At 60.2% G+C, this 19072-nt stretch carries 20 protein-coding genes; 1 reads left to right on the top strand and 19 read right to left on the bottom strand.

Annotation, left to right across the window (positions count from 1 at the left end; translation table 11 throughout):
- The first annotated feature begins 29 nt into the window (after window positions 1-29).
- Window positions 30-731 (top strand): glutathione binding-like protein, encoded by a 702-nt coding sequence (locus PQR27_RS05035; RefSeq protein WP_408522618.1) that lies wholly within the window; start codon window positions 30-32, stop codon window positions 729-731.
- Between the two features lie 91 nt (window positions 732-822).
- Here PQR27_RS05035 and PQR27_RS05030 read toward each other — a convergent pair whose 3' ends face one another.
- From PQR27_RS05030 to nuoE, 19 genes are all read right to left on the bottom strand, one after another.
- Window positions 823-1299: a MaoC family dehydratase gene (locus PQR27_RS05030; RefSeq protein ID WP_408522617.1), complete on the bottom strand. Its 477-nt coding sequence runs from the start codon at window positions 1297-1299 to the stop codon at window positions 823-825.
- On the bottom strand, window positions 1296-1754 hold the full coding sequence (locus PQR27_RS05025) for a MaoC family dehydratase (RefSeq protein ID WP_408522616.1): 459 nt from the start codon (window positions 1752-1754) through the stop codon (window positions 1296-1298). Before PQR27_RS05025 ends, PQR27_RS05030 begins: the two co-directional genes overlap by 4 nt.
- A gap of 38 nt (window positions 1755-1792) precedes the next feature.
- A complete protein-coding gene (locus PQR27_RS05020; RefSeq protein WP_408522615.1) occupies window positions 1793-2920 on the bottom strand; it encodes an acyl-CoA dehydrogenase family protein in 1128 nt (375 codons plus the stop codon).
- 10 nt (window positions 2921-2930) lie between these two features.
- Window positions 2931-4127, bottom strand: coding sequence for an acyl-CoA dehydrogenase family protein (locus tag PQR27_RS05015; RefSeq protein WP_408522614.1), 1197 nt, complete (start codon window positions 4125-4127; stop codon window positions 2931-2933).
- Window positions 4128-4175: 48 nt separating this feature from the next.
- Window positions 4176-4601, bottom strand: coding sequence for a DUF1178 family protein (locus tag PQR27_RS05010; protein ID WP_408522613.1), 426 nt, complete (start codon window positions 4599-4601; stop codon window positions 4176-4178).
- Between the two features lie 235 nt (window positions 4602-4836).
- Complete coding sequence (locus PQR27_RS05005) at window positions 4837-5361, bottom strand: helix-turn-helix transcriptional regulator (RefSeq protein WP_408522612.1); 525 nt, start codon at window positions 5359-5361, stop codon at window positions 4837-4839.
- 49 nt (window positions 5362-5410) lie between these two features.
- The gene (locus PQR27_RS05000) at window positions 5411-5659 is read right to left on the bottom strand and encodes a hypothetical protein (protein ID WP_408522611.1); all 249 of its coding nucleotides are present in this window, start codon (window positions 5657-5659) and stop codon (window positions 5411-5413) included.
- 319 nt (window positions 5660-5978) lie between these two features.
- A complete protein-coding gene (locus PQR27_RS04995; RefSeq protein WP_408522610.1) occupies window positions 5979-6563 on the bottom strand; it encodes an NUDIX domain-containing protein in 585 nt (194 codons plus the stop codon).
- A 42-nt stretch (window positions 6564-6605) separates the two neighbouring features.
- Window positions 6606-6902, bottom strand: coding sequence for a DUF2818 family protein (locus PQR27_RS04990; protein ID WP_054034952.1), 297 nt, complete (start codon window positions 6900-6902; stop codon window positions 6606-6608).
- A complete protein-coding gene (nuoN, locus tag PQR27_RS04985) occupies window positions 6902-8374 on the bottom strand; it encodes an NADH-quinone oxidoreductase subunit NuoN (RefSeq protein WP_408522609.1) in 1473 nt (490 codons plus the stop codon). Before nuoN ends, PQR27_RS04990 begins: the two co-directional genes overlap by 1 nt.
- A 25-nt stretch (window positions 8375-8399) precedes the next feature.
- Window positions 8400-9890, bottom strand: coding sequence for an NADH-quinone oxidoreductase subunit M (locus tag PQR27_RS04980; RefSeq protein WP_408522608.1), 1491 nt, complete (start codon window positions 9888-9890; stop codon window positions 8400-8402).
- A gap of 14 nt (window positions 9891-9904) precedes the next feature.
- Window positions 9905-11977 carry an NADH-quinone oxidoreductase subunit L gene (nuoL, locus tag PQR27_RS04975; RefSeq protein WP_408522607.1) on the bottom strand — a complete coding sequence of 691 codons (2073 nt, stop codon included), beginning with the start codon at window positions 11975-11977 and terminating at the stop codon, window positions 9905-9907.
- Window positions 11978-11994: 17 nt separating this feature from the next.
- Window positions 11995-12300 carry an NADH-quinone oxidoreductase subunit NuoK gene (nuoK, locus tag PQR27_RS04970; protein ID WP_006052894.1) on the bottom strand — a complete coding sequence of 102 codons (306 nt, stop codon included), beginning with the start codon at window positions 12298-12300 and terminating at the stop codon, window positions 11995-11997.
- A gap of 20 nt (window positions 12301-12320) precedes the next feature.
- A complete protein-coding gene (locus PQR27_RS04965; RefSeq protein ID WP_408522606.1) occupies window positions 12321-13007 on the bottom strand; it encodes an NADH-quinone oxidoreductase subunit J in 687 nt (228 codons plus the stop codon).
- Window positions 13008-13154: 147 nt separating this feature from the next.
- Window positions 13155-13643 carry an NADH-quinone oxidoreductase subunit NuoI gene (nuoI, locus tag PQR27_RS04960; protein ID WP_408522605.1) on the bottom strand — a complete coding sequence of 163 codons (489 nt, stop codon included), beginning with the start codon at window positions 13641-13643 and terminating at the stop codon, window positions 13155-13157.
- A gap of 15 nt (window positions 13644-13658) precedes the next feature.
- The gene (gene nuoH, locus PQR27_RS04955) at window positions 13659-14723 is read right to left on the bottom strand and encodes an NADH-quinone oxidoreductase subunit NuoH (RefSeq protein WP_408522604.1); all 1065 of its coding nucleotides are present in this window, start codon (window positions 14721-14723) and stop codon (window positions 13659-13661) included.
- Window positions 14724-17057: an NADH-quinone oxidoreductase subunit NuoG gene (gene nuoG / locus PQR27_RS04950; RefSeq protein WP_408522603.1), complete on the bottom strand. Its 2334-nt coding sequence runs from the start codon at window positions 17055-17057 to the stop codon at window positions 14724-14726.
- A gap of 110 nt (window positions 17058-17167) precedes the next feature.
- Window positions 17168-18496, bottom strand: a complete 1329-nt coding sequence (gene nuoF / locus PQR27_RS04945) for an NADH-quinone oxidoreductase subunit NuoF (RefSeq protein ID WP_408522602.1) — start codon at window positions 18494-18496, stop codon at window positions 17168-17170.
- On the bottom strand, window positions 18493-18978 hold the full coding sequence (gene nuoE, locus PQR27_RS04940; RefSeq protein ID WP_054034960.1) for an NADH-quinone oxidoreductase subunit NuoE: 486 nt from the start codon (window positions 18976-18978) through the stop codon (window positions 18493-18495). Before nuoE ends, nuoF begins: the two co-directional genes overlap by 4 nt.
- Window positions 18979-19072 lie beyond the last annotated feature (94 nt).

The raw sequence follows: 19072 nt of genomic DNA, 5'->3' as shown, positions 1-19072 counted from the left end.
CGCCGCTTTCACGAATGAAAGGAGCCAGGATGATCGACGTTTACAGCTGGGCGACCCCGAACGGCCATAAGGTCCACATCATGCTCGAGGAAACGGGCCTTGCATACACCGCCCATGGCGTCGATATCGGCGCCGGCGACCAGTTCAAGCCCGAATTCCTTGCCGTCAGTCCGAACAACAAGATTCCGGCAATTGTCGATTCCGAAGGCCCCAAAGGTCCTGACGGCAAACCGTTCGCGCTGTTCGAATCGGGCGCGATTCTGATCTATCTGGCCGAGAAAGCCGGCAAGTTTCTGCCTACCGACCCGGCCGCGCGCTATGCAACGCTGCAATGGCTGATGTTCCAGATGGGCGGCCTAGGTCCGATGCTTGGCCAGACTCATCACTTCCGCATCTATGCGCCGGAGCCGATTGAATACGCAATCAATCGCTACACGAACGAGACCCGGCGCCTGTATGGCGTGATGGAAACACAACTCGGCAAGACGCGATACCTGGCCGGCAACGAGTACACGATCGCGGACATCGCCGCGTTTCCGTGGACACGCTCGTGGCAAAACCAGGGCATCGAACTCGATGCGTTTCCGAATGTGAAACGCTGGCAGGAAGAAATCGCCGCACGGCCAGCGGTGATGCGCGGCGTCGAAGTGCTGGCGTCGGCCCGCAAACCGCTTATGGACGACAAAGCCAAAGAGATGTTATTCGGCGCGACGCAATACGCGAAGCATTGAGCTGTTCGCATGTATCTACATGCACAGAGATAAAAAAGCGCGAGCGGCATGCATGCCGCTCGCGCTTTTCTATAGTGCGCGGACTTGAAGACTAAAAGTAGTGGCGCGTAATGAACTCGGCGACGCACACCGGCCGTTCACTGCCCTGCCGCTCCAGCGTCACATTCCATACGACCTGCACACCCGCATTTTCGACCTCAGTGACGGACTCCACCGCAAACCGGGCACGCAATTGCGAGCCGACCAATACCGGCGAAGTAAACCGCACGCGATTCAATCCGTAGTTGACGCCCATGCGCTGCTTGAGCGTCACCGTCTCTCCCAGCAGCGCCGGAATCAATGAAAGCGTCATGAACCCATGTGCGACCGGACCGCCGAACGGCGATTCACGTCGCGCCCGCTCCGGGTCCACGTGAATCCATTGATGATCGCCCGTTGCCTCGGCAAAACGATCGACGCTCGCCTGATCGACCGTCAGCCACTCGCTCACGAGTGGTTCGGCACCGACCAGCGCGCGCAGCGCCGCTGCATTGTCGAACATCGCGGCGGGCGCCGCGTTGCCCGTCATGACGCGGCACCCGGATTGCGCAAGCCGAACAATCCTTTTGAGCGCACGATCACCACCGTTTCGCCATGCTGATTGATGCCTTCCCATTGCGTCGACACCATGCCGCGATCCGGCTTGCTGGCCGACACGCGCTTGTCGAGCACCGAGTTCATCATCGTAAGCGTGTCGCCGACGCGCACCGGTTTTAGCCAGCGGATTTCGTCAATCCCTGGCGAGCCCATCGACGTCGAGCCAGCAATCGTATTGCGCACCAGCATACCCATCATGACCGAACAGGTGTGCCAGCCGCTCGCAATCAATCCACCAAAAGGCGATTCGGCGGCTGCATCATCGTCCACGTGAAACGGCTGCGGGTCGAACTTCTCCGCAAACTCGATAATCTCGTCTCGCGTGAACGTATGCTTGCCGACCTCGGTAGTCGTGCCGACCGTCATGTCTTCGAAACTCAAACCCATCGTCACACCTCCTGCCTATCCGATTCGACCGGTTGTGATCAGGCTTCGGCCGTGAGAAAGCCGGGCAGCGCGGCAAATCGCGCGAGATGGTGATCGACATCGCCCAGTGTGGTCTCGATGATAGCGAGACGTTTAAACAGATGCGCGGCCGCCACTTCATTTGTCACGCCCATGCCGCCGTGCAATTGCACCGCCTGCTGCCCCACGAAACGCGCGGCCTGACCGACCCGCACTTTCGCCGCCGAAACCGCACGGCGACGCTCGTCCGCATCTTCACTGGCGTAGCGCATGGCTGCCAGATACGTGACCGAACGTGCCTGTTCAGCGTGAATCAGCATCTCGACCATCCGATGCTGCAACGCCTGAAAACGCGCGATCGGCTGGCCGAACTGCTGGCGCGTTTTCGTGTATTCGGCTGTGGCGTGATTCAGTGCGTCGAGCGCGCCGACCGCTTCTGCACATAGCAACACCGTGGCGTAATCCGCGATGTGTTCGAGCGCGGCTGCACCGGCATGATCGCCAGCGAGCCTGCGTGCGGGCGTGCCGTTGAACTCCAGCGTCGCGGCGCGCTGACCGTCAATCGTGCGGTATTCGGTGACCTTGACACCGGCCGCATCGCTCGCGACGACAAAAAGCGCGATCTCGCCGCTCAATCGAGCCGGCACGATCCAGTAGTCGGCTTGCGCGCCGTGCAGCACGACTGACTTCGTACCGTTCACTGTCTGGTGCTCGCCTTGCCCATTCGCAACCGTCTCGACCTCGAACAGATCGTAACGTGCGTGAGGCTCGTGAAATGCCACTGCCAGCTTGATCTCGCCCTGGGCCGCCTGTTCGAGCAGCGAAGCGTCTTCGCCCTCTGCCGTGCCTGCCAGCCGCAGCGCCTCGATACCCACGGCGGTCGCCCAGTATGGCTCGACCACCAAGGCACGACCCAACTCCTGCATCACCACCAGCATGTCGATCGGGCTGCCGTTGAAGCCACCTTGCGCTTCCGGCACGGGCAGGGCCGTCAGACCCAGTTCGGTGAAAGCTGCCCAGTGCGCATCCGATACGCCGGATTCCGATTGCACGATCGCCTGGCGCGCCTCGAAACCGTAGCTCTTGTCCAGATAGCGGCGCAATGCGTCGGCGAATTGCTGTTGTTCGTCGTTGAATGTGAAGTCCATGCGCCGCCCCTCAAAGTCCGAGAATCATCTGCGCGATGATGTTCTTTTGAATTTCGTTCGAGCCGCCGTAAATCGACGTCTTGCGGAAGTTGAAGTAGTACGCGGCAAGCGGCGCGGCGTCGTCATCGCGGGCGAGGCTGTGTTCGCGTTCGCCTTCAAGGAATGGCACGTCGAACGGTGCGGCAAGCGGCCCGATTGCTTCGACCATCAACTCGGTCAGACCTTGCTGCACTTCGGTGCCCTTGATTTTGAGCATCGACGCCTCCGGCCCCGGTCCGCGTCCGCCCGTCTCATTGGCGACCACGCGTTGCACGGTAACTTCAAGCGCCATCAACTCGATCTCGAGGCTCGCGACCTTAGCGGCGAACACCGGATCTTGCAGCAACGGCTTGCCGTTCTTCTTCTGATCCAGCGCGAGGCGTTTCAGGAATACGAGTTCACGCTTGGACTGGCCAACCCGGGCAATCCCCGTACGCTCGTGGCCCAGCAGATATTTGGCGTAAGTCCAGCCGCGATTTTCTTCGCCGACCAGATTTTCGACCGGCACTTTCACGTCTTCGAAGAAGACCTCGTTGACTTCGTGATCTTCGTCGAGCGTAATGATCGGGCGCACGGTGATGCCCGGCGTTTTCATGTCGATAAGCAGGAACGAGATGCCCTCCTGCTTTTTTGCGCCGCTATCAGTGCGCACGAGGCAGAACATCATGTCGGCGTACTGGCCGAGCGTAGTCCAGGTTTTCTGGCCGTTGACCACGTAGTGATCGCCAGACCGCTCGGCGCGCGTGCGCAGCGAGGCGAGATCGGAACCGGAGCCCGGTTCGGAATAGCCTTGGCACCACCAGTCAGTCCCGTCCAGAATGCGTGGCAGATAGTGACGCTTCTGCGCCTCGTTGCCGTACTTCATCAGCACGGGCGCCACCATCGAGACGCCGAACGGCAGCACGGAGGGTGCGCCGATACGTGCGCATTCCTCATCCCAGATGTGCCGTTGCGTTGCGTCCCAGCCGGGGCCGCCGTATTCCTTCGGCCACGCGATGACCGACCAGCCGCGCGTGCCGAGCAGCTTGTGCCAGTTCGCGAAGTCGTCGCGATTCAGACGTTTATGGTTGAGTACCTTGCTGCCCAGTTCGCGAGGCAGATTCGCTTCGAGCCAGGCACGGATATCGGCGCGGAATGCGTCGTCAGCGGGGGAATAGTCCAGATTCATGCGTCGTGTCTCCTGGCCGCAACCGCCCGCCGCCAGTGAGCCACTGCGCTATTGCAGCGGTTCCTTCAAGGCAGCCGGGACCGGCAGCGGCATCACTTCGATGCCTTCTTCGACCAAAGCTTTTGCGTCTTCCGGTGTCGTAACACCACGAATATTGCGTGCGGGCGCCTCGTTGTAGTGAATGCGCCGCGCTTCTTCGGCGAAGCGGTCGCCCACGTTCTCAGTCTTTTCCAGTACCTCGCGTAATGCGCGCATCATACGCGCCTGCATGTCCACCGCACCTGCGGGCACTTTCGCGTCAGTCGCGCCCGACAGATTCAGCCGGGGTGCCGACGGCAAGCGGCTCACTTCGTTCGCACCGCAGATCGGACATTCGACGAGCTTGCGGGACTGCTGCGACTCGAAATCATCAGCCGAAGCAAACCAGCCTTCGAACCGATGGCCATGCGGACACTGTAAATCGAGGACCTTCATGTGGAATCAGGGCTTGCGTGCCAGTTTAGCGCAAAATGGAAATTTGTGAACGGTCGTTCGTAAATTTTTACGGACGGCGCGTTGACGCCAGGCGTCGCCGACAAATCGAACGCGGTGGGCGATTTTAACGCTTTGCGCCGCCGCCTGCCGAAGGCCGCGCGGCCGGTGAATGGCAAATGAACTTAGCGGCTAATCGCGTGGGGGTGTGCTATCGGACCGCAGCCCTACGCCGAGTCTACGCCACCAGGTATTCGAGTTGGCTATTGAGTCGTGGCTCGCGTTCACGCGCTTCCTTGGCCAGGTTGATCTGCTTTGCCGATTTCGCGACATCGAACACATCCGGCCTGATGTCATAACCGCCGCGTGCGGTCAGCCACGCGAGGACATCCGACAGATGCCACACCGATGCGCTGCCCTCGTGAACCGGCGACGGAAAGTCGACTGCGTGACTCAACATCAGCTTGCGCATGTTCTGCCGCGAAACGCCAGCAACCTCGGCGACATCAGTCAGGCCGACGAAATCGGGGCCTGCTTCAACAAGCCGCGCGGACGGCACCGCCTGCTTGATATCTTTCAGCGCGCTAACCAGTGCCTCCAGTGCGGACGCGCCCTCGCGCGAGAAAACCAGCGCAATGCGGCCTGGTTGCCCCACGCCAATGGTTGCGTCGTCACAGCCTGCTTCGGCCAACCGTTCGACGATTGCATCGAGGTCGCAATCTTCCGCTGCGAGCCGGTACTTCAACGTGAACACGTATTCCATGAGTTACTCCTGCCTCTATTACCTTTCAGACCTTAGGCCGCACACGTTCCTACGATCGACGAGTCGGGCAGTTGTCGACGATACGCCTGAGGTGCTTTGCGTGATTCCCGGGATTCCTCGGGGTACTCCAAACGCTTGATATGCAGAACTCCCCGGACCGACATTCCGCGTCGTTGTATGGACAGTACATTTTTCCCCACGCATGGCCTCTGCCGCCGGACTGGATGCGCCAGCCGTTTCTTTCGGCATAGGCCAACGCATCTTCAATTTCTTTCTTGGAGTGGGTTCCGCGGACCATCTATGCCCTCCAATTTAGCGCCTCCTCATTTGGTTGTCAAGTGACAACCAAATGAGGAGGCAACCGGTATCCATCGCACTTTATATTCCGTTATCCGAAATAAAAGATTAGCGTTTCCGGTTTCCAGCTATCGATACTAGAGCCGCAGCAGTCCCGGCGCGAGACTGTCAAAGGGCATAGGACAAAATCCGCATTTCGGACACGGCGCCAACTCACCGATCCAGCCCTCCCTCCGAAATAACAAAGCCCCTGTCGATCAGAGACCGAACAGGGGCTTGTGCAAGACATTCTACCTGGCGCGCGAACACGCCACCGGGTGCTACTGAGGCGCCGCCGTCGGCCACGCGCCCGACAAAATCTTCTCGAGCCAGAAAGTGCCGATGACGGTTTTCACGTCCGTGATCTTACCGGTACGCACCCATTCGGACACATCGGCAACATTCGCGGTGAACAGTTCGAGAAACTCGCCATCATCGAGCTTACGTTCGCCAGCGGTCAGGCCACGCGCGAGATAAATATCGATGAATTCGGTCGAGTAGGAAATGATCGGGTGAATCCGCGTCACGTAAATGTATTCACGCGCGGTATAGCCAGTTTCTTCTCGCAATTCGCGTTTCGCGCAAGCCAGAGCGCCTTCATCGGGATCGAGCTTGCCGGCCGGATACTCGACCATGACCTTGCCCATCGGATAGCGGTACTGGCTTTCCAGCAGCACACGGCCGTCGTCGAATAGCGGAATCACCATCACGGCGCCGGGATGCTGAACGTATTCACGGGTTGCATGCTTGCCGTCCGGTAGGCGAACGGTATCGCATTTGAGCGTGAGGAACGGTCCCTGGTGGATCGTTTTGCTCTCGAGACAGGTCTCGGTGAGCGCGGCGTCGTGATCGGGAAGTTCAGCCATGTGCGACCTCAGGACAGCGTGGTGCGCGACGGCGAGACGCCGTCAGCGGCGTTTGACGAGATACTGGAAGGTGAAACCTGGAAACGCGAACACGACGAACAGAGCAAACGTGATCGCATAGAACTGCCAACCCTGTTCGAAGCGATTGCCCGCGCGCGCCTCGAGCAGGAACCCGAGTGCGCCGACTACGAAGTACAACACGATCAGCTCGGCAATCCGGATCCAGGCGCTCTTCTTCACCGCTTTCAACGGCACGGCGGCGAAGAGACGCTGATTCAGGAACGGCAGGTTGGCGCCGACCAGCGCCAACAACACGATAAACCAACCCGCAGCCGACATCAGAGCAGCAGCGTGTGCTGGATGGCCTGCAAGCAGGCCTTCAGCAGCGGATCCGGGATGATACCGAGCACCAGCACGGCCACACCATTGAGCGCGAGCAGGGCACGCGTGCTGGTGTCGGCGAGGATCGGCGACTTGTCTTGCGGCTCGTCGAAGTACATCAGCTTGACGATGCGCAGGTAATAGAACGCACCGAACAGCGACGTGATCACAGCCAGCACCGTCAGCCAGGTCAAACCGGCATTCATGGTTGCCTGCAACACGGCGAGCTTGGCATAGAAGCCGACCGCAGGCGGAATGCCCGCGAGCGAGAACATCATCACCATCATCACGAAGGCAAACACCGGGCTGCGCTGATTCAGGCCCTTGAAGTCTTCGAGGGTGTCCGCTTCGAAATCGCGGCGCGCCAGCAGCATGATGATGCCGAAGGTACCCATCGTCGTAATCAGGTAGACGATGCTGTAGAACATCGCCGAGCCGTACGCGTTGGCCGCGCCCGTGGTCTTGTGATCGACCACGCCGGCCAGCAGGCCGAGCAGCACGAAGCCCATGTTCGAGATCGCCGAGTACGCCAGCATCCGCTTGACGTTGCGTTGCACGATACCGGTGATATTGCCGACGATCAGCGACAGGGCCGCCAGAATCACCAGCATTTCCTGCCATTCAACGGCCAGCGGCAGCAGGCCCATCACGAGGAAGCGCAGACCCCACGCGAAGGCCGCGACCTTCGGACCGCCACCGACCATCAGCGTCATCGCAGTCGGTGCGCCTTGATACACATCGGGCACCCACATGTGGAACGGCACCGCGCCCATCTTGAACGCCACGCCGGCGACAATGAAGATCACGCCGAACAGCAGCACAGTCGGATCGTAGTGGCTCGTACCGATCGCCTTGAACACTTCGTTCAGGTCGAGCGAGCCGGTCGCACCGTACAGCATCGAAATGCCGTACAGCAGGAAACCGGAAGCCAGCGCGCCGAGCACGTAGTACTTCATCGCTGCTTCGTTCGACGGCGCAGCGTCACGACGCAGTGCAATCGCGCCGTACAGTGACAGCGACATCAGTTCCAGACCGAGGTACAGCGTCAGGAAGTTGTTGCCGGAGATCATCACGAGCTGGCCGAGCAACGAGAACATGCCCAACAGGAAAAACTCGCCGCGGAACAGGTCGCGATCTTCGAGGTACTTGCGCGAATAAACGATCGACACGGCATAGCCGAGCGTCACCACTGCCTTCATCACATTGGCGAACGCATCCACCACGTACATGTGACCGAAGTAGTAATGCACTTGCGGGTCGAACGCGTTCATCGCAAACCAGACGCCCGCGACCAGCGTCGAGAAGAACGCGATGAAATACGTGGTACGGCGACCGGCCTGGCCGATAAACGTGTCGTTGAGCCACGCGAGCACAACGGCGAGCATCACCAGTGCGTCGGGCAGCAAAGCAGTCATAGGGGCGTTTTGCATGATCTTTAGATTCCTCCGCTCTGCATTACTGTGGCAACGGCAGCTTGGACTGCGCGACGTGGGAGAGGAGGTTTTCCACGGATACGTGCATCACATCGGTAAAGGGCTTCGGATACAGGCCCATGAACAGCGTCAGTGCAGCGAGCACTGCCAGCATGAAGAACTCACGGCGATTGATGTCGACGAGGCCCTTGACGTGATCGTTGGCGATCGCGCCGAAGTACACGCGCTTGTACATCCACAGCGTGTAGGCCGCGCCGAGAATCAGCGTGACTGCCGCGCCGCCTGCGATCCAGAAGTTGTACTGGACTGCCGCCAGAATCACCATGAACTCGCCAACGAAGCCCGAGGTACCCGGCAAGCCGCAATTGGCCATTGAGAACAGCATCACGAATGTCGCGAATTTCGGCATCACGTTCACGACGCCGCCGTAATCGGCGATCTGACGCGAGTGCATACGGTCGTAGAGCACACCGATGCTCAGGAACATCGCGCCCGACACGAAACCGTGCGAGATCATCTGCACGATCGCGCCTTCCACGCCGAGCTGATTGAAAATGAAGAAACCGAGCGTCACGAAACCCATGTGCGCGATCGACGAATAGGCGACCAGCTTCTTCATATCGGCCTGCACCATCGCAACCAGACCGATGTAGATCACCGCGATCAACGACAGCGTGACGACGACCGGTGCGAGGAAGTGACTTGCGTCCGGTGCGATCGGCAGCGAGAAGCGCACGAAACCGTAGGCACCCAGCTTCAGCATGATCGCGGCCAGCACGACCGAGCCGCCGGTCGGCGCTTCCACGTGGGCGTCAGGCAACCACGTGTGCACCGGCCACATTGGCACCTTCACCGCGAAGGCCATGAAGAACGCTATGAATATCAATATCTGCGGGGTCATGCCGATCTGCGCGTTCTGCCACGTAGCCAGATCGAACGTGCCGGTCTGAATGTACAGATAAAGCAGCGCAACCAGCATCAGCAGCGAGCCCATCAGCGTGTACAGGAAGAACTTGAACGCGGCATACACGCGGTTCGCCCCACCCCACACGCCGATGATGATGTACATCGGGATCAGCGTCGCTTCGAAGAACACATAGAACAGCATGCCGTCCGCTGCGCTGAACACGCCGACCATGATGCCGGACAGGATCAGGAACGCAGCGAGGTACTGCGCTACGTTCTTCGTGATGACTTCCCACGCGGCAATCACGACGATCACCGTGATCAAGGCAGTCAACACGACAAACCACATCGAGATGCCGTCGACACCCAGGTGGTACGTGATGTTAAAGCGCTCGATCCAGTTCGCCTTTTCGACGAACTGCAGATCGGCCGTGCTCGAATCAAAGCCCGTAATCAGCGGGATCGTCACGATAAAGCTGACGATTGAGCCGATCAGCGCGATCCAGCGCGCCGGAGCCGGGTTCCGGTCGGAACCGATAGCCAGGATCAGGAGGCCGACGAGGATCGGCAACCAGATCGCAATACTGAGAATCGGATAAGCGTGCATTAGTGTCCCTCGCCTTATTTGCCGCCGAGCGTTACAAACAGGGTCAGGAGCCCCAACATGCCGATAATCATGGCGAACGCGTAGTGATAGATGTAGCCGGATTGGAGGAAGCGGATCACGCCGGCAAACCAGCCGATAAAGCGCGCGCTGCCGTTGACGATACCGTCGATAACCACGACATCGCCTTCCTTCCAGAGACCACGGCCAATGGCCACGGCGCCCCGCGCGAAGACGACTTCGTTGATCTTGTCCATGTAGTACTTGTTGTCGAGCAGCGTGTAGATCGGCCCGAACGCACGCTTGATGACAGCCGGCAGATCCGGACGAACCAGATACAGGAACCACGCGACCACCACACCCGCGAGCGCCAGCCACACCGGCAGACCCGAGACCGAATGCAGGCCCATCGACGCCCAGCCATGGAATTCTTCTGCCATTTCATGCAGCGCCGGATGGTTTTCGCCGATGAAGATCACCTTGTCGAACACCACGCCGTGCTGGAAGAAATCGCCGAACAGCATCGGACCGATACCGATCGCGCCGATCACCACCGACGGAATCGCCAGCAGTACCAGCGGAACCCACACCACCCAAGGCGTCTCATGCGGCTCGTGCGCGTGGTCGTCGTGACCGTGGCCATGGCCGTGTGCGTCATGACCGTGACCGTCATGCGCACGCGCGGCCGCTTCGATGCCCATCGGCGATTCCGGATGCTTCGGATCGCGGAAGCGCTCCTTGCCGTGGAACACCAGGAAGTACATACGGAACGAGTACAGCGCAGTAACGAACACGCTCGCCACCACCGCGAAGTAGGCGAAGCCCGACCCCGGCAGATGCGACAGCTTCACTGCGTCGATGATCGAGTCTTTCGAGTAGAAGCCGGAGAAGAACGGCGTGCCGATCAGCGCCAGCGAACCGACCAGCGATGTGATCCACGTGATCGGCATGTACTTGCGCAGGCCGCCCATGTTGCGGATGTCCTGATCGTGGTGCATGCCGATGATCACCGAACCCGCGCCGAGGAACAGCAGCGCCTTGAAGAACGCGTGCGTCATCAGGTGGAACACGGCGACCGAGTAAGCCGATGCGCCGAGCGCGACCGTCATGTAACCGAGTTGCGACAGCGTAGAGTAAGCCACCACGCGCTTGATGTCGTTCTGGATGATCCCGAGGAAGCCCATGAACAGCGCCGTGATCGCGCCGATCACCATCACGAACGACAGCGCCGTATCCGACAGTTCGAACAGCGGCGACATGCGCGTGACCATGAAGATACCGGCCGTCACCATGGTTGCCGCGTGAATCAGTGCGGAGATCGGCGTCGGACCTTCCATCGAATCCGGCAGCCACACGTGCAGCGGGAACTGCGCCGACTTACCCATCGCGCCGATGAACAGGCAAATACAGGCCACCGTCAACAGACCCCAGTCCGTGCCCGGGAAGCTCAATGCCGCGAGTTCGGTGCGCTTTGCGAACACGTCGCCGTAGTTCATCGAGCCGGCGAACGCGAACAGCAGGCCGATACCGAGCAGGAACCCGAAGTCGCCAATGCGGTTCACGATAAACGCCTTCATGTTGGCGTAGATCGCCGTCGGGCGCGTGAAGTAGAAACCGATAAGCAGGTACGACACCAGACCCACCGCTTCCCAGCCAAAGAACAGCTGCAGGAAGTTGTTGCTCATCACGAGCATCAACATCGAGAACGTGAACAGCGAGATATACGAGAAGAAGCGCTGGTAACCGTCGTCGTCGGCCATGTAGCCGATCGTGTAGATGTGCACCATCAGCGACACGAAGGTCACCACGCATATCATCATCGCCGTCAGCGAGTCGACCAGGAAGCCTACCTCGAACGTCGTCTTGCCGATCGCCATCCATTGATAGATGGTGGCGTTGAAGCTCGCGCCGTCCATGACCTGGAAGAACACGATCGCCGAGAGGATGAACGAGATCGCGACGCCGAGGATCGTGACCGAGTGAGCGCCGGCTCGCCCTACCGCCTTCCCGAACAGCCCCGCAATCAGGCAGCCGGCCAGCGGTGCCAGCGGGATCGCCAGCAGCAGGTTTTCATTGAGTGTCGTTGACATAACCGCTTTACCTGAAATTAACCTTTGAGCTGATCGAGGTCCTCGACATTGATCGTGTCGAGGCTACGGAACAGGGTCACCAGAATTGCGAGGCCAATCGCCGCTTCTGCCGCCGCAACGGTCAGCACAAAGAACACGAAAATCTGGCCGTGCACGTCGCCGAGGTAATGCGAGAAGGCGACGAAGTTGGTATTCACCGCCAGCAGCATCAGCTCGATCGCCATCAGGATGATGATGACGTTGCGGCGGTTCAGGAAAATACCAACGATGCTGATCGCAAACAGGATCGCACCGAGGACGAGGTAATGAGCAAGGGTCAACATGATTTCTATCTCCTGTCCGCTCAGCTGTTCTTGGCAGGTGCCGAGTCGGCGGCAGCGGCCGCAGCGGCGGCTTCTTCCGCCGCGACGGTGGCCGCGGTCTTTTCCGATGCCATCTTCACGACACGCACACGGTCCTGGGCGCGCACCTTGACCTGGTCGCTAATCTTCTGGCGCTTGCTGTCTTTCTTATGGCTCGTGGTCAACGCGATCGCAGCGATGATCGCGACCAGCAGCACGAGGCCGGCCACTTCGAATGCGAAGATGTAGTCGGTATAGATGACCTTGCCGATGAGGCGGGTGTTCGACCAGTCCGCCATGCCGTTCGCGGCGGCGGTCGTGTCGCGCAGCGCCGTGGCCGTTGCGCCGTAGCCGTGCCAAAGGATCACCGCGGTTTCGAGCACGATGATCGCGCCTACCAGCGTCGCCATGGGCACGAAGCGTTTGAAGTCGCGTCGCAGCACGTCGATATTGATGTCCAGCATCATGACGACGAACAGGAACAGCACCATCACCGCGCCGACATAGACCAGCACCAGCAGAATCGCGAGGAACTCCGCTTGCAACAGCATCCAGATCGCGGCTGCGTTAAAGAACGCCAGCACCAGAAACAGTGCGGACGACACCGGGTTGCGCGAGGTGATCACCTTCAGCCCTGAAACCACCAGGAGCAGCGCGAAGATGTAGAACAGTACGGTCGTGAATTCCATGATTACCGGTTCATCGTTAGGCCATCGTCAGGCATTGTTCTTTGGCACGTGCGTCTGGGAAAACAGTCACACAGGTGCGCCGTGCCGCGGCGATCCGGCCGCGGCGTTCGACCCGACAACAGGCCGTTTTACTGCGTCATTACTGCTTCAACGATACGGTGCGTCAGCTGCCTTGCTCGCAGCGATCTCTGTTTCGTAGCGATCGCCCACGGCCAGCAGCATGTCTTTCGTGAAGTACAGATCGCCGCGCTTCTCGCCGTGATATTCGAGAATGTGAGTCTCGACGATCGAGTCGACCGGGCAGCTTTCTTCGCAGAAACCGCAGAAGATGCACTTGGTCAGGTCGATGTCGTAACGCGTGGTGCGGCGCGTGTTGTCCGCACGCGTTTCCGATTCGATCGTGATGGCAAGCGCCGGGCACACCGCTTCGCACAATTTGCAGGCGATGCAACGCTCTTCGCCGTTCTCATAACGGCGCAGCGCGTGCAGGCCGCGGAAACGCGGCGAGATCGGGGTCTTCTCTTCCGGGAACTGCACGGTCACCTTGCGTTGGAACGTGTAACGTCCGGTCAACGCGAGGCCTTTGAGCAACTCCGTCAGGAAGAAGGTCTTGAAAAAGTTTTGGATTGCGGTCATGGGTTCATCCGCCCTTTATTTCCAGATATTCAACGGCGACATGATCCAGAAGCCGACCACGATGAGCCACACCACGCAAACCGGAATGAAAATCTTCCAGCCCAGACGCATGATCTGGTCATAGCGGTAGCGCGGGAACGTAGCACGCGCCCAGATGAATACCGACAGCAGCAAGAAAACCTTGGCGACGAGCCAGAAGACGCCCGGAATGAACGACAGAAAGCCGAACGGTGCACTCCAGCCGCCGAGGAACAGTGTTGCAGCCAATGCCGAGATCACGATCATATTGATGTACTCGGCGAGGAAGAACAGCGCGAACGCCATCCCCGAGTAATCGATCATGTGGCCCGCGACGATTTCCGACTCACCTTCCACCACGTCGAACGGGTGACGGTTCGTTTCGGCGATGCCCGAGATGAAGTACACGACGAACATCGGCAACAGCGGCAGCCAGTTCCACGACAGGAAATTCAAGCCGTAGCCAGCAAAGATGCCGCGTTCCTGCGAAGTGACGATGTCCGACAGATTCAGGCTGCCAGAAGTCATCAGCACCACGACCAGTGCGAAGCCCATCGAAATTTCGTACGAAACCATCTGAGCGGCGGCGCGCATCGCGCCTAGGAACGCGTACTTCGAGTTCGACGCCCAGCCGGCCAGGATCACGCCGTACACGCCGATCGACGAAATCGCGATCGCGTACAACAGACCTGCGTTGATGTCGCCGAGCACTGCGCCCGCCTGGAACGGAATCACCGCCCAGACCGCGAAGGCCGGCACCACCACCATGATTGGCGCGATCAGGTAGATCCAGCGGCTTGCCTGCGCCGGCTGAATCACTTCCTTCAGCAACAGCTTCAGCACGTCGGCGATCGGCTGCAGCAAGCCTGCGGGGCCGACGCGGTTCGGGCCGAGACGCACGTGCATCCAGCCGATCAGCTTACGCTCCCAGAGAATCAGGTAAGCCACGCACAGCAGGATCACGACGGCCACCACCAGGATGCGCACCAGTGCCCACACCGTGGGCCATGCCACACCGAGAAGCTGGGTGCCGCCCGAGTTGATCGTATCGAACAAGCTCATTTACGCCTTCTCCACCACCAGTTCACCGAACAGGCTGCCCAGCGCTGCACCGGCAGGCGTAGCCGCCGATACGCGGACGACCGTCTCCGCAAGATTCGCGTCGCGCACGGCCGGCAACTGCACCGATTGCTCGCCCTGGCGCACGCGCACCGCGTCGCCTTCCTTTAAACCCAGCTTGTCGAACAGCACCGCCGGCAGACCGACCGAATTCGCTGCGCGCGCCGCTGCCGTCAGATGCAGCGACTCGGCGCGACGCACGAGCGCGTCGGCGTGATAGATCGGCACGTCGGCGATACGCTCGAACTTGCCTTCTGCCGCCTTGACTGCCTTGCCGCGGCCAACCGTAACGCCCGTCCGGTTCGACAAGCGCGAGTTCAGCTCGCCGTCGCCCAGCGCTGCCGCGCGCACTTCTTCCGAAGTATCGAATTCGAAGCCCGGCACACCCAGCAGACTGCCCAGCACACGCAATACCTTCCATGCCGGACGCGTCTCGCCGAGCGGACGCACCACGCCGTTGAAGGTCTGCACCGTACCTTCGGCGTTGACGAACGTACCGGCCGTTTCCGTGAACGGCGCGATCGGCAGCAGCACATCGGCGTATTCTGCGCCCGTCTGGAACGGTGACAGCACGACGACCATTTCAGCCTGCTTCAGCGCGGCCAGCGCCTGCGCCGGATTGGCGGTGTCGAACTCCGGTTCGACGTTCAGCAACACATAACCCTTGCGCGGTTGCTCGAACACCTCACGTGCGTTCAGACCGCCCTCGCCCGGCAATGCATTGACGAGATGCGCGCCGACCGTATTGGCGCCTTCCGTGAGGAAGCCCAGCGTAGCGCCGGTTGCGTCTGCAATCCACTGCGCCGCGGCGTGAATGGCGGCGAAGTCCGGATGACGGACCGCGCTGTTGCCGATCAACACCACGCGGCGTTCGCCAATGGCGAGCGACTTTGCGACCTGCTTGTGAGCGTCCGTTGCTTGCACGCCCGCGAAGGCTTCCGGCAGCGCGACGCCGTTCGCTTCCGAAATCGCGCCGGCAATGCCAGCGAGCTCGTCGAGCCACGCCGACGGTGCTGCGACCACGCGCTTCGCTTGCGGAATCAACGCGTCGTCATTCGTGGCTTGCACGAGCGTGAGCTTCGCGCCGCCCTTGGCGGCCTGACGCAGACGCGCGGCAAACAGCGGATGATCGCGACGCAGATACGAACCGATCACCAGCGCGGAATCGACATTCGACAAATCGGCGATCGCCGTGCCAAGCCACGGCGTGCCGTTGACCGGCGCGGAGAAATCCGACTGACGCAGGCGGAAATCGACGTTCGGCGTGCCGACGGCTTGCGCGAGTTGCTTCAGCAGAAACAGTTCTTCAACGGTGCTGTGGGCGCTACCGAGCGCGGCCAGCGCAGTCGCGCCATGGTCGCCCTTGATGCCCTTCAGACCCTTGACCACGTATTCCAGCGCGGTCTGCCAGTCGGTCTCGACCCACTTGCCGCCTTGCTTGAGCATCGGCTGCGTGAGACGTTCCGGGCTGTTCAGGCCTTCGTACGAGAAGCGGTCCTTGTCCGAAATCCAGCATTCGTTGATGGATTCGTTTTCGAACGGCAGAACACGCATCACGCGGTTGTTCTTGACTTGCACCACGAGGTTCGCGCCGACGGAATCGTGCGGGCTCACCGACTTGCGGCGCGACAGTTCCCACGTACGGGCGCTATAGCGGAACGGCTTGCTGGTCAGCGCGCCGACCGGGCACAGATCGATCATGTTGCCCGACAGTTCGGAGTCGACCGTCTTGCCGACGAAGGACGTGATTTCCGAATGTTCGCCGCGGCCCAGCATGCCGAGTTCCATCACGCCGGCCACTTCCTGACCAAAACGGACACAACGCGTGCAGTGAATGCAACGCGACATTTCTTCCATCGAGATCAGCGGACCGACGTTCTTGTGGAACACCACGCGCTTTTCTTCGGTATAGCGCGACGACGACTTGCCGTAGCCCACTGCCAGATCCTGCAACTGGCACTCGCCGCCCTGGTCGCAGATCGGGCAATCGAGCGGATGGTTGATCAGCAGGAATTCCATCACGACTTGCTGGCCCTTCACCGCCTTCTCGGACTTCGTGCGCACGATCATGCCCGCCGACACCGGCGTGGCGCATGCGGGCACGGCCTTCGGCATCTTCTCGACATCGACCAGACACATCCGGCAATTGGCCGCAATCGACAGCTTCTTGTGATAGCAGAAGTGAGGGATGTACGTGTCGACCTTATGCGCAGCCTGGATCACCATGCTGCCCTCAGGCACCTCTACTTTCTTGCCGTCTATTTCAAGTTCAACCATGATGGTCAATCTTCCTTAACCTGTTACCGCTCAATCGTTCGCCCTGTTCATGGCCCGTTCAGGCGATGAATCCCCAGGTTGACGTGTTCTTCTGGTGCTAGATAGCCAACTCAGGCAGCCACTGTTTCTGATGCCGCCGCTGCGCTGGCGTGACCGCCAACGAGGCAATGCTTGTGGGCGACGTGATATTCGAATTCGTCCCAGTAGTGCTTGAGCATGCCGCGAACCGGCATGGCCGCTGCATCGCCGAGCGCGCAAATCGTGCGGCCCATGATGTTTTCAGCAACCGAGTTCAGCAGATCCAGATCTTCCGGACGGCCGAGCCCATGCTCGATGCGATGCACGACGCGGTACAGCCAGCCGGTGCCTTCACGGCACGGCGTGCATTGCCCGCACGACTCTTCATAATAGAAGTACGACAGGCGCAACAGCGAACGCACCATGCAACGCGTCTCGTCCATCACGATGACCGCGCCGGAACCGAGCATCGAGCCAGCCTTGGCGATCGAGTCATAGTCCAGGTCGGTCTGCATCATCATTTCGCCCGGGATCACCGGTGCCGACGAGCCGCCAGGAATCACCGCCTTGATCTTCTTGCCGCCGCGCATGCCGCCGGCCAGCTCCATCAGCGTGGCGAACGGTGTGCCGAGCGGAATCTCATAGTTGCCCGGACGCTCGACGTCGCCGGCGATCGAGAAGATCTTCGTGCCGCCGTTGTTCGGCTTGCCGATTTCGAGGTAATTCTGCGGACCGATCGCGAGCAGGAACGGCACCGCAGCAAACGTCTCGGTGTTATTGATCGTGGTCGGCTTGCCATAGACGCCGAAGCTCGCCGGGAACGGCGGCTTGAAGCGCGGCTGGCCTTTCTTGCCTTCGAGCGACTCGAGCAACGCGGTTTCTTCGCCGCAGATGTAGGCGCCGTAACCGTGATGCGCATGCAGTTCGAACGAAAAGCCCGAACCCATGATGTTGTCGCCGAGGAACCCGGCGCGACGGGCTTCGTCCAACGCTTCTTCGAAGCGCTTGTAGACTTCCCAGATTTCGCCGTGGATATAGTTGTAGCCAACCGTGATGCCCATCGCATACGCGCCGATGGCCATGCCTTCGATCAGCGAGTGCGGATTGAAGCGCAGGATGTCGCGGTCTTTGAACGTGCCCGGTTCGCCTTCGTCCGAATTGCAGACAAGGTACTTCTGGCCCGGGAACTGACGCGGCATGAAGCTCCACTTCAGACCGGTCGGGAAGCCCGCGCCGCCACGGCCGCGCAGACCCGACGCCTTGACGTCCGCGATCACCTGCTCGGGCGGAATCTTCTCTTCCAGAATACGGCGCAGCTGGGCATAACCGCCGCGCGCCACATAGTCTTCGAGATGCCAGTTATCGCCGTTCAGGCCGGCGAGAATTAGCGGTTTGATGTGACGATCGTGTAAAGACGTCATTTCGAAAGTTCCTCGAGCAGCTGGTCGATCTTCGCGCGGCTCATGAAGCTGCACATGCGATGGTTGTTCACCAGCATCACCGGCGCATCGCCGCACGAGCCCATGCACTCACCTTCTTTCAAGGTGAACTTGCCGTCAGCCGTGGTTTCGCCGAAGTCGATGCCGAGCTTCTGCTTCAGATATTCAGCGGCACTGTCGGAACCGCCGTCCGGGCCGAGCTGGCACGGCAGGTTCGTGCAGAGCGTGATCTTGTATTTACCGACCGGCGACGTCTCGTACATCGTGTAGAAGGTAGCCACCTCCTGCACGGCGACTGCCGGCATGCCGAGATAATCCGCGACGAACTGCATGAGTTCGGGCGACAGCCAGCCATGCTCTTCCTGAGCAGTGGCCAGCGCCGACATCACGGCGGACTGTTTTTGATCGGCGGGATACTTCGCGATCGCACGATCGATTTCTTTCAGGCCTTCAGCTGAGATCATTTTCAGACACGACTCTTTCAATTCCTACCGAACGAAAACCTGTCGCTCACACCATACTGCGACAGACCCGGCGTTCCTTTTGCTTGACGCGCGC

It is taken from the genome of Paraburkholderia fungorum (assembly GCF_046027215.1).
Classification (GTDB): Bacteria; Pseudomonadota; Gammaproteobacteria; order Burkholderiales; family Burkholderiaceae; genus Paraburkholderia; species Paraburkholderia fungorum_D.
The sequence above is the reverse complement of the archived record's forward strand: the minus strand, read 5'-3'. Positions and strand labels throughout refer to the sequence as shown.

What these genes read in the sequence shown, in the direction of transcription:
- nuoI (WP_408522605.1), bottom strand. Translation starts at nt 13,643, where the DNA reads ATGACCGCAATCCAAAACTTTTTCAAGACCTTCTTCCTGACGGAGTTG.
- nuoG (WP_408522603.1), bottom strand. Translation starts at nt 17,057, where the DNA reads ATGGTTGAACTTGAAATAGACGGCAAGAAAGTAGAGGTGCCTGAGGGC.
- nuoE (WP_054034960.1), bottom strand. Translation starts at nt 18,978, where the DNA reads ATGATCTCAGCTGAAGGCCTGAAAGAAATCGATCGTGCGATCGCGAAG.
- nuoK (WP_006052894.1), bottom strand. Translation starts at nt 12,300, where the DNA reads ATGTTGACCCTTGCTCATTACCTCGTCCTCGGTGCGATCCTGTTTGCG.
- nuoF (WP_408522602.1), bottom strand. Translation starts at nt 18,496, where the DNA reads ATGACGTCTTTACACGATCGTCACATCAAACCGCTAATTCTCGCCGGC.
- PQR27_RS04990 (WP_054034952.1), bottom strand. Translation starts at nt 6,902, where the DNA reads ATGTCGGCTGCGGGTTGGTTTATCGTGTTGTTGGCGCTGGTCGGCGCC.
- PQR27_RS05030 (WP_408522617.1), bottom strand. Translation starts at nt 1,299, where the DNA reads ATGACGGGCAACGCGGCGCCCGCCGCGATGTTCGACAATGCAGCGGCG.
- nuoL (WP_408522607.1), bottom strand. Translation starts at nt 11,977, where the DNA reads ATGTCAACGACACTCAATGAAAACCTGCTGCTGGCGATCCCGCTGGCA.
- PQR27_RS05025 (WP_408522616.1), bottom strand. Translation starts at nt 1,754, where the DNA reads ATGGGTTTGAGTTTCGAAGACATGACGGTCGGCACGACTACCGAGGTC.
- PQR27_RS04965 (WP_408522606.1), bottom strand. Translation starts at nt 13,007, where the DNA reads ATGGAATTCACGACCGTACTGTTCTACATCTTCGCGCTGCTCCTGGTG.
- nuoH (WP_408522604.1), bottom strand. Translation starts at nt 14,723, where the DNA reads ATGAGCTTGTTCGATACGATCAACTCGGGCGGCACCCAGCTTCTCGGT.
- PQR27_RS05020 (WP_408522615.1), bottom strand. Translation starts at nt 2,920, where the DNA reads ATGGACTTCACATTCAACGACGAACAACAGCAATTCGCCGACGCATTG.
- PQR27_RS05035 (WP_408522618.1), top strand. Translation starts at nt 30, where the DNA reads ATGATCGACGTTTACAGCTGGGCGACCCCGAACGGCCATAAGGTCCAC.
- PQR27_RS05000 (WP_408522611.1), bottom strand. Translation starts at nt 5,659, where the DNA reads ATGGTCCGCGGAACCCACTCCAAGAAAGAAATTGAAGATGCGTTGGCC.
- PQR27_RS04980 (WP_408522608.1), bottom strand. Translation starts at nt 9,890, where the DNA reads ATGCACGCTTATCCGATTCTCAGTATTGCGATCTGGTTGCCGATCCTC.
- PQR27_RS04995 (WP_408522610.1), bottom strand. Translation starts at nt 6,563, where the DNA reads ATGGCTGAACTTCCCGATCACGACGCCGCGCTCACCGAGACCTGTCTC.
- PQR27_RS05005 (WP_408522612.1), bottom strand. Translation starts at nt 5,361, where the DNA reads ATGGAATACGTGTTCACGTTGAAGTACCGGCTCGCAGCGGAAGATTGC.
- PQR27_RS05010 (WP_408522613.1), bottom strand. Translation starts at nt 4,601, where the DNA reads ATGAAGGTCCTCGATTTACAGTGTCCGCATGGCCATCGGTTCGAAGGC.
- nuoN (WP_408522609.1), bottom strand. Translation starts at nt 8,374, where the DNA reads ATGCAAAACGCCCCTATGACTGCTTTGCTGCCCGACGCACTGGTGATG.
- PQR27_RS05015 (WP_408522614.1), bottom strand. Translation starts at nt 4,127, where the DNA reads ATGAATCTGGACTATTCCCCCGCTGACGACGCATTCCGCGCCGATATC.